10 protein-coding genes are annotated in these 12318 nt (G+C 72.5%); 7 read left to right on the top strand and 3 right to left on the bottom strand.

Going from position 1 to position 12318, the window contains the following annotated elements:
* Positions 1-972: an ABC transporter substrate-binding protein gene (locus ACIGXW_RS08600; RefSeq protein WP_071965734.1), complete on the top strand. Its 972-nt coding sequence runs from the start codon at positions 1-3 to the stop codon at positions 970-972.
* A gap of 22 nt (positions 973-994) precedes the next feature.
* On the opposite strand, the gene ACIGXW_RS08605 is transcribed toward ACIGXW_RS08600, so the two are convergent.
* Positions 995-4474, bottom strand: a complete 3480-nt coding sequence (locus tag ACIGXW_RS08605) for a hypothetical protein (protein ID WP_399571336.1) — start codon at positions 4472-4474, stop codon at positions 995-997.
* A gap of 180 nt (positions 4475-4654) precedes the next feature.
* Between ACIGXW_RS08605 and ACIGXW_RS08610 the strand changes: the two genes are divergently transcribed.
* A complete protein-coding gene (locus ACIGXW_RS08610) occupies positions 4655-5431 on the top strand; it encodes an SDR family oxidoreductase (protein ID WP_399571339.1) in 777 nt (258 codons plus the stop codon).
* Positions 5432-5493: 62 nt separating this feature from the next.
* Positions 5494-6390 (top strand): YwqG family protein, encoded by an 897-nt coding sequence (locus tag ACIGXW_RS08615; protein ID WP_399571342.1) that lies wholly within the window; start codon positions 5494-5496, stop codon positions 6388-6390.
* Here ACIGXW_RS08615 and ACIGXW_RS08620 read toward each other — a convergent pair.
* Together ACIGXW_RS08620 and ACIGXW_RS08625 are read right to left on the bottom strand one after the other, a co-directional pair.
* On the bottom strand, positions 6371-7378 hold the full coding sequence (locus tag ACIGXW_RS08620; protein WP_399571345.1) for a hypothetical protein: 1008 nt from the start codon (positions 7376-7378) through the stop codon (positions 6371-6373). The genes ACIGXW_RS08615 and ACIGXW_RS08620 overlap by 20 nt on opposite strands.
* 118 nt (positions 7379-7496) lie before the next feature.
* Positions 7497-8945, bottom strand: a complete 1449-nt coding sequence (locus ACIGXW_RS08625) for a PLP-dependent aminotransferase family protein (protein ID WP_399572473.1) — start codon at positions 8943-8945, stop codon at positions 7497-7499.
* A 164-nt stretch (positions 8946-9109) separates the two neighbouring features.
* Here ACIGXW_RS08625 and ACIGXW_RS08630 point away from each other — a divergent pair, with 164 nt between their 5' ends.
* The 4 genes from ACIGXW_RS08630 to ACIGXW_RS08645 all read left to right on the top strand — a co-directional run bounded on the left by ACIGXW_RS08630 (position 9110) and on the right by ACIGXW_RS08645 (position 12316).
* Positions 9110-9583, top strand: coding sequence for a carboxymuconolactone decarboxylase family protein (locus ACIGXW_RS08630; protein ID WP_399571347.1), 474 nt, complete (start codon positions 9110-9112; stop codon positions 9581-9583).
* Between the two features lie 163 nt (positions 9584-9746).
* On the top strand, positions 9747-11240 hold the full coding sequence (locus ACIGXW_RS08635) for a SulP family inorganic anion transporter (RefSeq protein WP_399571350.1): 1494 nt from the start codon (positions 9747-9749) through the stop codon (positions 11238-11240).
* A 157-nt stretch (positions 11241-11397) separates the two neighbouring features.
* The gene (locus ACIGXW_RS08640; protein ID WP_399571352.1) at positions 11398-11874 is read left to right on the top strand and encodes a flavodoxin family protein; all 477 of its coding nucleotides are present in this window, start codon (positions 11398-11400) and stop codon (positions 11872-11874) included.
* Between the two features lie 145 nt (positions 11875-12019).
* Positions 12020-12316: a hypothetical protein gene (locus tag ACIGXW_RS08645; RefSeq protein ID WP_399571354.1), complete on the top strand. Its 297-nt coding sequence runs from the start codon at positions 12020-12022 to the stop codon at positions 12314-12316.
* The last annotated feature ends 2 nt before the right edge of the window (positions 12317-12318 follow it).

Here is a 12318-nt window from a genome sequence, read left to right on the forward strand (position 1 = left end):
ATGACGCGCAAGGCACTGACCGTTCTGGCCGCCGCAGGCCTGCTGGCGACCGCCACGGGCTGCGGGGCGGCCGACATGACCAAGCAGTCCTCCCCGTACGCCAACGCGGCGGGCGACGGCAAGACCGTCACGCTGTCCGTGCAGTCGTGGGTCGGCGCGCGGGCGAACACGTCCGTCGCCCAGTACCTGCTGGAGCACGAGCTGGGCTACCGCGTCGACACCGTCCAGGTGGACGAGGTGCCGGCGTGGGACGCCCTCAGCCAGGGCCGCGTCGACGCGATCCTCGAGGACTGGGGCCACCCGGACCAGGAGAAGCGCTACGTCGCGGACAAGAAGACCGTCACCGACGCCGGCGAGCTCGGGGTCACCGGCCACATCGGCTGGTGGGTCCCCAAGTACTTCGCCGACGCCCACCCCGACGTCCTGGACTGGCGCAACCTCAACAAATACGCCTCCCAGCTGCGCACCCCCGAGAGCGGCAGCAAGGGCCAGCTCCTGGACGGCTCCCCGTCCTACGTCACCAACGACAAGGCGCTGGTGAACAACCTGAAGCTCGACTACCAGGTCGTCTTCGCCGGCTCGGAGGCCGCCCAGATCACACAGCTCAAGCAGTTCGCCAAGGACAAGAAGCCCTTCCTGACCTACTGGTACGAGCCCCAGTGGCTCTTCAACCAGGTCCCGATGGTCGAGGTGAAGCTTCCCGAGTACACGGAGGCGTGCGCGACGAAGGGCGCGGAGGACCCGTCGACGTTCGACTGCGCGTACCCGACGACGCCGCTGAAGAAGTTCCTCAACACCGACTTCGCGCACAAGGGCGGGAAGGCGGCCCGGTTCCTGAAGAACTTCCGCTGGACGAAGGACGACCAGAACGAGGTCGCCCAGATGATCGCCGAGGACAAGCTGTCCGCGGACGAGGCCGCGAAGCGGTGGGTGAAGCGTCACCCGGACGTCTGGAAGGGCTGGCTGCGGTAGCGGGCGAGGGGGGCCGTCACCGTCACCGGTCCTTGAGGGGGCGCGTGCGCGGCTTCGGCGGGGGCACGGCCCAGATGCGGACGGTGCCGTCGTGGCTGTGGGTGGCCAGGTACGCGCCGTCGTCCGAGAACGCCGCGTCGGCCACGCCCTCGCGGTGACCGGCGAGAGGGGCACCACGGTGGGCGCCGGTGCGGGTGTCCCACAGCTCGACGACGTCCCTTGCGTCGAGGGTGGCGAGCACGCTTCCGTCGTGGCTGAGGGCCAGCATGTCCCCCTTGACGGGAAGCCGGCGCCGCAGTCGGTCCGGAGCGGTCTCCCGTACTTCGACGACGTAGCTCCGCCGGCCGTCGCCGATGCTTCTGGCCAGCACGCTTGCGTCGCCGCTGAGCGCCCAGTCGTAAGGCACCTCGAACTCCCTGACCGGACGCATGAGCCGGTCCCAGGTATGCCAGACGCTGCGTGTCGCGTCCGTGGTCTCGACGACCTCCTCGACCATGACCGTGCCGTTCCGGCCGACCCTCACCTCGCCGATGGAGCCGGCCACCTTGGCATGACCGATGACGCGCCTGACGTCGGCATCCCACAGACCGATCGTCCCGTCGACGTATCCGACCGCGAGATAGCGTCCTCCGTAGGAGAGCGCACAGTCGATGAACCGGTCCTCGCCCGTCTCCTTCGTGCCGCTCCGGGGCCCCTGGACCCGCCGGTCCTCGTCCGGGTACCAGAGAGTGAAGGACCGGTCCGAGTCGGCGAAGGCCAGGACGCGCCCGTCGCCGCTGACCTTCCCCAGTCCGAGAGGGGAGAAGTCGGCCGTGCCGACGCGGCGCCCGTCGTCGGTTCGCCACAGACTCAGGCCCTGCCGACTGCTCTGCTGCTTCTCGTAGGTGACGAGGAGCCGCCGGTCGTCCGGGCTGAACGTCATGCTCTTGACGTCGGTCGCCGCGCCCATGCGGACGGTGGCGGTCACCCGTGCCGTGCGCCTGCCGCAGAGCCTGATGACTCCCCTGTGGTCGAGCACGGCGACGGTCTCGCCGTCGTGGCTGAAGACCACGGATCTCGCGCTGTCAGCCGGCTCGACCCCGGTGACGACCGCCAGCGACCGGTCCGCCGGCAGCGCCACCGCCCCGCGCGCGACGACTGCGGCGGCCACGGTCACCGACCCGGCCACCAGGACCTTCCGGCGCGTGGTGGTGGTCGCCGGGGCCTCGGTGCTCGGGTGGTCGGGGCGCCGGCCCGCCGCATGTGCCATGGCCGCGGGGGCGTTCCGGACGAGTTGCTCCTGCAGACGGATGTGCCGGAACTGGTACGAGCCCCCGGACTGCCGCAGCAGGCCCCGGTCGCGTGCGTCCGAGAGGAAGCCCATCAGCCGCCACGGCAGATGGCCCCGCACCGCGAGCAGGCAGCGGGCGATGAGGAACCGCGTCCAGGCCCTGCTGAGCAGGATGAGGAGCGTGGTGACGACGCCGGGAAGGACGAAGACCTGGCCGATCCGCACCGCCCTCGAGCGGGAGAGCACGCCGGTGATGTAGGCGTCGCTGTCCGCGTTGAGGTGGGAGAACGTCGGGCTGCCGGCCCAGTCCCAGTGCGCCCAGCGGGTGAAGAACTGCACCCCGAAGCAGCCCAGGGTCATGCCGAGGGTCAGCGCCAGAAGGAACGTCCCGGCGACCACGACACCCGCCGCGAGCGCCCCGGCCAGCGAGGACAGCCGGTCCTGCCGGATGAAGGCGAGCGGACTGGCCTGCGTGGAGCGGGCCGGCGGCGCGTCGAGCCAGTGGTGCACGGCCATCGCGAGCCCGAGCACCGTGGCCAGGCCGGCGCAGAGCGATACGAGCACCGTGAAGTACAGATCGTCCCTCAAGGACCACGCGCCGCTCAGCGAGGTGTAGACGTAGGAGCCGGCCACGAACGGCAGGGCCGGGATCGCCGCGAGGACCACGCCGGTGCCGAATCCCCGCCGCAACCGGCCGAGCGACCCCCGCAGCGACAGCGACAGCTGCCCGGGCGAACGGCCGGACGTGGCGTACCAGATGACGATGGCGACGACCGCGAAGCCGCTGCCGACGACCGCGCCGAAGGCGAGTGCCTGCTCCGGGCTCTGCCCGGGCTCGCCCGCGGCGGACGCCCACGCCAGCACCGCCACCATCAGCGCCGCGCCGACGCCGATGCCGATCCCCGGTGCGACCCAGGGCGAGAGCAGGCGGTGGCTCATCTGCCACCAGGCCAGGTCGCGTTCGCGGTGCTGGTGGAGGTACTGGGCGAGGAAGGTGAGCCAGCGCCGGGCCTTGTCCGGCTCCCAGCCGGGTGAGCCGTCCTCCACCGGGTGGCCGGAGGGCAGCCGCTCCGGTGCGTACGCGGCCTCGATCACCCGGCCCAGGATCTCGTCCTCGACGGCGTGCCGGCAGTCGAACCGCGCCGCGTCGAGCAGGTCGCCGGGGTCGCCGCCGCCGCGCTCGTGGACCAGGCGCGTCAGCGACACCATCAGGGGCGTGGACAGCGCCGTCGTCACCGCGCCGGCCGCGTTTCCGGGCTCGCGGAGGTGGGCGAAGACCTCGCTCCAGTCGGTGCCGTCGGGCCAGTCGATGTCCCCGAGATAGGCGATGACGTCGTCGACGGCGACCGGGTCGACCTCCACGACCGGCGCCCTGCGCAGCACCGGCGCCCCGCCCTCGATCACGTCCTCGTACTCGGCCGAGCGGCACGTGACCACGATCGGGCGGTCCCCGCCGAGCGCGCGGTTGATCGCCCGGATGGCGCTGCGGCGCGCGGACTCGGGGATCTCGTCGAGCCCGTCCAGGATCGGCAGCAGCAGCCCTCGGTCCAGGAGCCTGCGAGGGATGTCGCGGCGGCCGCTGTAGTGGGAGGTCGCGAGGGTGTGCACGATCCACTCGTCCAGCGGCTCGCACACGGGGTCCCAGGACGAGGCGGCCAGCAGCACCGGCACCGGGCCGCCGGGCTTGCGCACCGTGAGGAGGCCCAGGGCGAGCAGGACGGCCAGGACGGTCTTCCCGGCCCCCGGTTCGCCGAGCACCACCAGCCGCCCGCTGGGCACCCGCCCGTATCCCTCGGCGAGTTGGACCACTGCCTGGTCGAACCGTCCGTCCAGCCGTCCGTCGAGCCGCAGCCGCACGACCTGGCCCGCCGCCGTCCCGGCGACCTGCGAGGGCGTGTCGGCCACCGCGCGGGCGCTGGCCGACCAGCTCAGCGGCAGGACCCCCGGGTCGCGGAGGTTGCGGGCGTCGGCCTCCTCCGACCACTGGTCCTCTACCGTGCCGGCAAGGTCGTCCGCGAGGGACCCGGCATCGACGGGGGTGTCGGGCGGGCGGAAGTAGTCGGCGATGGCCAGGACCAGGGCCGCGACGGCGATGAACAGCCCGCAGACGTCGACGAAGTCGTCGGCCGCCACGTAGACCCAGAGTCCGCCGGCCACGCACAGGACGACGAGGCCGGCCAGGCACGCGTTCCGCAGGGCGCGACGACGTGGTTGATTCAGTGAGGGGGGCATCGCCCCCATCGTCAGGGCGGGCCGCCCGCCGTGTTCGGGCGAACGGACGGGCTTCACTCCAAGTGACGAACCCTTGCGGGGAAGGGCCAGCGGGAACGGCCGACGTCCCATGTCACATCCGGCAGGCCCCGTCTCGTCGTTCTCCGTGACAGCGGAACCAGACCCGGAGGTACGACAGCAATGGACAGCCCGATCCTGGTGACCGGCGGCACCGGCACCCTCGGCCGCGCCGTCGTGGCACAGCTCCTCGACGAGGACGTGCCGGTACGTGTGATGAGCCGCCGGGCGCGGCGGACGGACGACGACCGGCCGTGCGAGTGGGCGGTCTGCGACCTCGCCGACGGCAGGGGCCTCGATGCCGCCCTGGCGGGTGTGCGGGCGGTGGTGCACTGCGCGACCAATGCCCGTAATGACGTGGCGACGACCCGGCGGCTGGTCGAGGCGGCGCGGCGGTCCGGCGGCCCGCACCTCGTCTACATCTCCATCGTCGGTATCGACGAGGTGCCGCTCCCGTACTACCGGTCGAAGCTGGAGGCGGAGCGGATCATCCGGGAATCGGGGCTGCCCTGGACCATCCTGCGCACCACGCAGTTCCACGACCTGGTGGCGACCCTGACCACCGTCCAGCGTCGGCTGCCGCTGGTGCTGATGCCGAGTGGGTTGCGTTTTCAGCCCGTTGAGGTCGCGGAGGTCGCCGGTCGCCTCGTGGGCCTCAGCCAGGGGGCGCCGGCGGGGCGCGTGCCCGACATGGCGGGGCCCGAGGTGCGGGACGCGTGCGACCTCGCGGGCGCTACGTTGCGTGCGGCGGGGCTGCGCCGGCGCGTGGTGCCGGTACGGCTGCCGGGCAAGATCCTCCGGAGCCTGCGGGCGGGCGCCAACCTCGCTCCGGACCGGGCCGTGGGCACGGGCACGTTCGAGCAGTACCTGGCCGCCCGTGCGCGGGCGGGGCGGCTGTGACCGATCGGCTGTGACCGATCGACTGTGACCGATTGTCAGTGGCACCCGGCATCATCGTCGGCATGACACAGAACGCGTCCGCATCGCCCCTGCACGACCTCGCTCGCCAGCACCTCGCCGCCGACGTCGCCGAGCGGTGGATCGGCCTGCTGCGGCCGGGCGTCCGCCTGGTGGCGGTGACGGAGCCGGGTCCGGAGGACGTGGTGGTCGGCCGCCTCGGCGGGCTGCCCGCGCTGCCGGCGGATGTGGAGTGGCCGGTGTGGGAGGGGCACGGGCCGCTGTCGTTCGTCGCTTCCGTGGACTGTGCCGCGCTGCCGGCCGGGGACCTGGACATAGCGCTGCCGGACGGGGGCACGCTGGCCTTCTTCTACTTCGACGGTCAGATCGACGACGGTGACGCCCTGGTGGAGGTGGGCGATCCCGGGTCCCAGGCGGGGGCCCGCGTCATCCACATCCCCGCCGGGGTCCCGGTCGCCGAGCGCGCCCTGCCCGCGGTCGACGACGAGGACGTCGAGTTCGAGGCGTACCCCGAGGTGCCGCTCACCGCCCGCGTGGAGTGGACCGCGCCCGACTCCTGGCACCCGGACGTCATGACGGCCCTGTCGTCCGGCGGTGCGGTGAAGGACGGCGGCGGCCACCCCGAGGAGGCCGGGGAGTTCCTCGACAAGCTGTGGGACCTCGACCGCGAGGCGGACCACCTCATCGGCGGCCACCCCAACCCGGTGCAGAACCCCGTCGAGTACGAGATCGCCCACGGCCTCCTGGGCAGGGACACCGACTGGCACGACCCTCGCGTCGCCGAGGAGGCGAGGGGCTGGACGCTGCTCGCCCAGATCGACACCGACCACGCCGCCGACATGATGTGGGGCGACACCGGCGCCCTCTACTGGCTCATACGCCCGCAGGACCTGGCCGAACTCCGTTTCGACCGCGCGATGTTCACGTGGCAGTGCTGCTGAGGACGTCCGTGCAGTGGGCGCAGCTCCTGCGGGTGGACTGCTGGTGGGCGCGGGTGGCCAGGCCCAGGGCCAGGCCGTAGAGGGAGAAGCCGCCGTAGGCGACGGCCACGACCCAGCCGTCGATGGACCCCATGCCGTCCACGACTCCGGCCCACACCAGCGAGCCGTAGACGAGGAGGTAGACGCCGAAGGGCGCCAGGGCGCCCGCGCCCGTCCAGCCGAGGCCCAGCAGCGGCCATCGGGGCAGCCGCCGCCCCCACGGCAGGGTCAGGGCGAGGGCGAGCAGCATGCCGATGAGCGCCAGCACGGCGGTGGTGTCGACGCCGTGGTCGTAGAGCCAGATCAGCGCGTCGCCGGCGTAGTACTCGTCCATGCCGGGCCGCTGCTTGTGGCCGTGGTAGCCCACGTGCGCGCCCAGCGCCCACGCCGTCTTGAGGGCCGTGTACGGGACGAGGGCCGCCACCGCCAGATATCCGGCTCGGGTGCGCCGCTCCACCACGGCGCGCCGGCCGCGTCCGCCGCAGTGGCCGCAGGCGCCGCGCCGGTGCCGCCGGTGGGCGAGGGCGGCGCAGGCCCACAGCGCGGCGCCGAGCGTCGCCGCGCCCGAATTGGCCCAGCCGGCCCAGTCCATGGGCGGCTGGTTGCGGGAGACCAGGTCGAGGAGGTGCGCGGGGCTGAAGAGGAATCCGAACCCCGACATGAGGGCCAGCAGGGCCACGCCCCAGGCTGCCGCCGGGGGCCATCTCGACGCGGGCCGCCGCAGCATGGCGTACGCGAGCAGCGCCGCGAGCGCGTACGCGGCCGCCAGGGTCCACTCCGCGGCGGTGCCACGCCACTTGCCGCCGGCCGCGTAGCCGAACGCGAAGCCCGGGCACAGCGCGGCGACCACCGCCCCCGCCGCATAGCCGGCCGACCACACCAGTGCCGCCCGGCCCGCCCACGCGGGCCAGGTCGCCTTCATCGCCCTCATCGTCGTCATCGTCGTCATCGCCGTCATCCGCATACGGCCAGCCTGGCCGCGGCGGGCACCACGGCGCGTCGTGCCCGCGGCCCAACCTCCTCCGCCGCGCGGGGGAGCGCCGAGGAGGCCCGTCATGCCACCGGCCTCACTCCGCCGGCGGCAGCACGCTCAGCAGCGCCTCCAGGGCGCCGGGGAAGGCGTGTTCCGGCGGGGTGCCGTAGGCGACGGTCAGGCCGTCGCGGGCGGGGGCGGCCAGGGACGGCGGTGCCGCCGGGTGGCGGAAGCGGCTGAGGCCCTCCAGGGCCAGGCCCCGCCAGGCCGCGGCCTGGACGGTGGAGCGCTCGGTGCCCGGGGGGAGTTCGAGGACGGCGTGCAGCCCGGCGGCGATGCCGGTGACGCGGACGTGCGGGGCGTGTTCGGCGAGGGCGTCGACGAGCTGGTCGCGGCGGCGCCGGTAGCGCAGGCGCATGGCGCGCACGTGCCGGTCGTACGCCCCGTTTTCGATGAACTCGGCGAGGGTGAGCTGGTCGAGGGCGCTCAGGCCCCACTCTCCCGTGCGCTTGAGCTCCAGCACGTCGCCGAGCAGGTGTTCCGGAAGGACGAGCCAGGCCAGGCGCACCCCGGGGGCCAGGGCCTTGCCGGCCGTGCCGCAGTAGACGACGTGCTCGGGGGCCAGGTTCTGGAGCGCGCCCACGGGCTGCCGGTCGTAGCGGAACTCACCGTCGTAGTCGTCCTCCACGATCAGCCCTCCGGTGCGCGACGCCCAGTCGACGACCGCGGCACGGCGGTCGGGGTGCAGGGGAACGCCCGTGGGGAACTGATGGGCGGGAGTGAGAAGAGCGGCGCCCACCTGGCCGCCTCCCTCCCCCTCGCCCGTCCCCTCCAGCTCGCCGATCACCGCGCCGTACGCGTCCAGCGCCAAGGGCACCGGCCGCAGGCCCGAGCGCTCCACGATCCCCTGGTGCACCCAGAGCCCGTACGACTCGACACCCATCGCGCGCACTCCGCGCCGCCGCAGCACCTGGCCCAGCAGGGCGAGCCCCTGGGTGAACCCCGCGACCACCACGATCCGTTCGGGGTCGGCCCGCACGCCGCGCGCCCGGGCGAGGTAGTCGGCGAGGGCCGCGCGCAGCTCCGGGCGCCCCCGCCCGTCGCCGTAGCCGAAGGCCTCGTGCGGGGCGACGGCCATGGCGCGGCGGGCCGCCGAGAGCCAGGCGGCGCGCGGGAAGACCGAGACGTCGGCGGCGCCGCAGCGCAGGTCGTGCAGGGGGCGGGCCGGCACGCGCGGCGGCGTGCTGCGCCTCTCTCCCGCCCGTCGGGGTGCGGGCGCGCCGCGCTGTGCCACGCGTGTGCCCGAGCCCTGCCGGGCGGTGAGCCAGCCTTCGGCGACGAGCTCGCCGTAGGCCTCGGCGACGGTGTTGCGGGCCAGTCCGAGGTCCACGGCCAGGGACCGCGACGAGGGCAGCCGGACGCCCGGCGCCAGCCGCCCGGACCGCACGGCCTCGCGCAGGGCCCGTGTGAGGGCGGCCCGGACCCCGCGCCCGCCCTGCCCCGCGAGGTCCAGGTGCAGGTCGGCGCCGACCGCCGCCGCCATGTCCGCGGCCGTCGCGGTGCCGGCCTCCTCGCTCACCGGCGCCGCAGCGGCCGCGGCCGCGTCCCCGTTCCCGTCCCCGTCCCCGTACGGGTCCGAAGTGGCCCACGTTCTTTCCATGAAAATGGACCATACTGCTGGGCTATCCCGACCGTAGTGTCGACCTCATGACAACCGAAGCCACGCATCAGCACGGTCCCCGCATGCACTTCCACAAGCTCGCCCCCGAGGTCTCCAAGGCGATGTTCGCCCTGGAGAAGGCGTCCCGCCAGGGCCTCGACCCGGTCCTGATCGAGCTGGTCAAGCTCCGCGCCTCCCAGCTCAACCACTGCGCCTTCTGCCTCGACATGCACGCCAAGGACGCCCGCAAGGCGGGCGAGACCGAGGAGCGCATCTACCTCCTCAGCGCCTGGGAGGAGGCCACCGGCTACTACACCGAGAAGGAGCGGGCCGCCCTCGCCCTCACCGAGGCCGTCACGGTCCTCACCGACGGCTTCGTGCCGGACGAGGTCTACGAGCGCGCCGCCCGCCACTTCCCCGAGCAGGAGCTGGCCCAGCTCCTCGCCATGATCATCACGATCAACGCCTGGAACCGCATCGGCGTGACCACCCGCCTCGCACCGGGTGCCTACTCGGTCTGATCACGAGGGCCGGACGGGCCCCCAGGGGCCGGAGGCAAGGGGGGCAGGGACATCGTTCCCGCCCCCTTTCCGGCGCCCCCGGTAAAATCGGTAGGCCGTGGTCCGGGCGGGCAGAGAGCCACCGCACCACTCCCGTCCCTTCGCACACACAGGTTGCCCCTCCTTGCCCTCGCCCACCTTGTCCCCGGCCGCCCGGCTGCGCGGAATCCGTCCGTCCTGGCTGTCCCCGAAGGTGCTGCGCACCGAGGTGCTCGGCGGCCTGGTGGTCGCGCTGGCGCTGATACCCGAGGCGATCTCCTTCTCGATCATCGCCGGGGTCGACCCGGCGATCGGCCTGTTCGCCTCGTTCACCATGGCCGTGACCATCGCGCTCGTGGGCGGCCGGCCCGCGATGATCTCCGCCGCGACCGGGGCGGTCGCCCTGGTCATCGGCCCGCTCAACCGCGAACACGGCCTGGGATACCTGATCGCCTGCGTCATCCTCGCCGGCGTCCTCCAGATAGCGATGGGCGCGCTCGGCATCGCCAAGCTGATGCGGTTCCTGCCGCGCGGCGTCATGGTCGGCTTCGTCAACGCCCTGGCCCTCCTGGTCTTCATGGCCCAGGTGCCGGAGCTGCGCGACGTCCCGTGGCCCGTCTATCCGCTCACCGCGGGCGCGCTGGCGCTCATGGTGCTGCTGCCCAGGCTGACCAGGACGGTCCCGGCGCCGCTGGTCTCCATCGCCATCCTCACCGCCATCACCCTGGCCGCCGGGATCGCCGTACCGACCGTGGGCGACAAGGGCGAGCTGCCGTCCTCGCTCCCGGCCCCGGGCCTGCCCGACGTCCCCTTCACGCTCGACACGTTTACCACCATCGCGCCCTACGCGCTGGCGATGGCGCTGGTCGGCCTGATGGAGTCGCTGATGACCGCCAAGCTGGTCGACGACATCACCGGCACCCGCTCCAGCAAGACCCGCGAGTCGGTCGGCCAGGGCATCGCCAACATCGTCACCGGCTTCCTCGGCGGCATGGGCGGCTGCGCGATGATCGGCCAGACGATGATCAACGTGCGGGTCTCGGGCGCCCGCACCCGGCTGTCGACGTTCCTCGCCGGCGCCTTCCTGATGGTGCTGTGCATCGCCTTCGGGCCCCTCGTCTCCGACATCCCGATGGCCGCGCTCGTCGCCGTCATGATCATGGTGTCGGTCGCGACCTTCGACTGGCACTCCATCGCCCCCAGTACCCTGCGCCGCATGCCCGCCGGGGAGACCGCCGTCATGCTGGTCACCGTCGCCTGCGTGGTCGCCACGCACAACCTCGCGATCGGCGTCATCGCCGGCACCCTCACCGCCATGGCCGTCTTCGCCAAGCGCGTCGCCCATCTCACCGACGTCACCGCCGTCACGGACCCGGACGGCAGCACCGTCGTCTACTCCGTGAAGGGCCAGCTGTTCTTCGCGTCGAGCAACGAGCTCGTCGACCGCTTCGACTACGCCGGCGACCCGGACAAGGTCGTCATCGACCTCGCCTCGGCCCACATCTGGGACGCGTCCACCGTCGCGGCCCTCGACGCCGTCACGGCCACGTACGAACAGCGCGGCAAAACCGTCGAGATCACCGGCCTGAACCAGCAGAGCGCCAGGATGCACGCCACGCTCAGCGGAGAACTCCCCTAGCCCCACGGGCCCCTACGACCTGCTCGCTCGCACCCGCGAGCTACTGCCCGGCTGATTCCGTTCGGGACCCATGGCGTGGCCGCCATCACATTCGATCGAAAGGTGTCACGCCTGACGCCGCTGCGGTGTCCTCTGTGCGGAAGCGAGAGAAGGGATCATGAGGATGAAGGCCGTCATCGTGTGCGTCTCCGTGTCGCATGGCAATACGCGTCGTGTCGCCGACAGCATGGCCCAGGTGCTGGGTGCGAAGGTCGTCTCCCCCGAGCAGGTCGACCCGGCGGAGCTGGCCGACGCCGAGCTCGTGGGATTCGGCTCGGGCGTCTTCAACCACAGGCTCCACCCCCACCTGACCGATTTCGTCAAGGCACTTCCCGCCGGGCGGGGCCGGGCGTTCGTGTTCGCCACCAGTGGGCTCCCCGAGATACCGCTGGCGCCTTTCACCCGCCCGCTGGTCCGGCTCCTCGAAGGCAAGGGCTTCGAGGTGGACGGGCGCTTCTCGTGCCGGGCGTTCGACACCTGGGCGCCCTTCAAGCCCGTCGGCGGTATCAACAAGCAGCGGCCGAACGCCGGGGATCTGGCTGCCGCGCGGGCGTTCGCCGAGCGGTTGCGGGACGGGCGAGGGACGGTGTCCTGACATATGCCGGCCGGGCGTCCCCCTCTGGTCTTGATCTTGAAGCCCCCGGTTTAGGGTGTATGAACTTTCGAACGCAACGGGGGCGTCAGAAATGGAAAAGAAAACGCGACGGCGTTTGCGGTCCAGCACGGTCATATTGGGCGGAATGGGTGTTCTCGCCACCGCCCTGACGTCCTGCGGCTCGGAGCCCGACAAGCGCTGCGTCGACCGCAACAGCTACGAGGCCGGCAAAGGCTACAAGGTCCTCGACAACAAGGCCTGCAAGAAGGGCGGCAACGGCAGCAGCACCACCGGCAGCGGCGGTTCTTCCGGCACTTGGTACTACAGCTCCGGCAAGGGCACCCACGCCAACGCCGGCACCTTCGACAAGGCCAAGGCCGTCGACCGCGGCGGCTTCGGCTGCTCGTCCTCCAAGAGCCACTCCGGCTCGAGCGGCGGCTGACC

Origin of the sequence: Streptomyces sp. NPDC053079 (assembly GCF_044546695.1) — a bacterium.
Lineage (GTDB): Bacteria > Actinomycetota > Actinomycetes > Streptomycetales > Streptomycetaceae > Streptomyces.

Excerpts from the sequence above, each read along its gene's own strand:
- ACIGXW_RS08600 (WP_071965734.1), top strand. The coding sequence starts at position 1 with ATGACGCGCAAGGCACTGACCGTTCTGGCCGCCGCAGGCCTGCTGGCG.
- ACIGXW_RS08605 (WP_399571336.1), bottom strand. The coding sequence starts at position 4,474 with ATGCCCCCCTCACTGAATCAACCACGTCGTCGCGCCCTGCGGAACGCG.
- ACIGXW_RS08610 (WP_399571339.1), top strand. The coding sequence starts at position 4,655 with ATGGACAGCCCGATCCTGGTGACCGGCGGCACCGGCACCCTCGGCCGC.
- ACIGXW_RS08615 (WP_399571342.1), top strand. The coding sequence starts at position 5,494 with ATGACACAGAACGCGTCCGCATCGCCCCTGCACGACCTCGCTCGCCAG.
- ACIGXW_RS08620 (WP_399571345.1), bottom strand. The coding sequence starts at position 7,378 with ATGACGACGATGACGACGATGAGGGCGATGAAGGCGACCTGGCCCGCG.
- ACIGXW_RS08625 (WP_399572473.1), bottom strand. The coding sequence starts at position 8,945 with ATGGCGGCGGCGGTCGGCGCCGACCTGCACCTGGACCTCGCGGGGCAG.
- ACIGXW_RS08630 (WP_399571347.1), top strand. The coding sequence starts at position 9,110 with ATGACAACCGAAGCCACGCATCAGCACGGTCCCCGCATGCACTTCCAC.
- ACIGXW_RS08640 (WP_399571352.1), top strand. The coding sequence starts at position 11,398 with ATGAGGATGAAGGCCGTCATCGTGTGCGTCTCCGTGTCGCATGGCAAT.
- ACIGXW_RS08645 (WP_399571354.1), top strand. The coding sequence starts at position 12,020 with ATGGGTGTTCTCGCCACCGCCCTGACGTCCTGCGGCTCGGAGCCCGAC.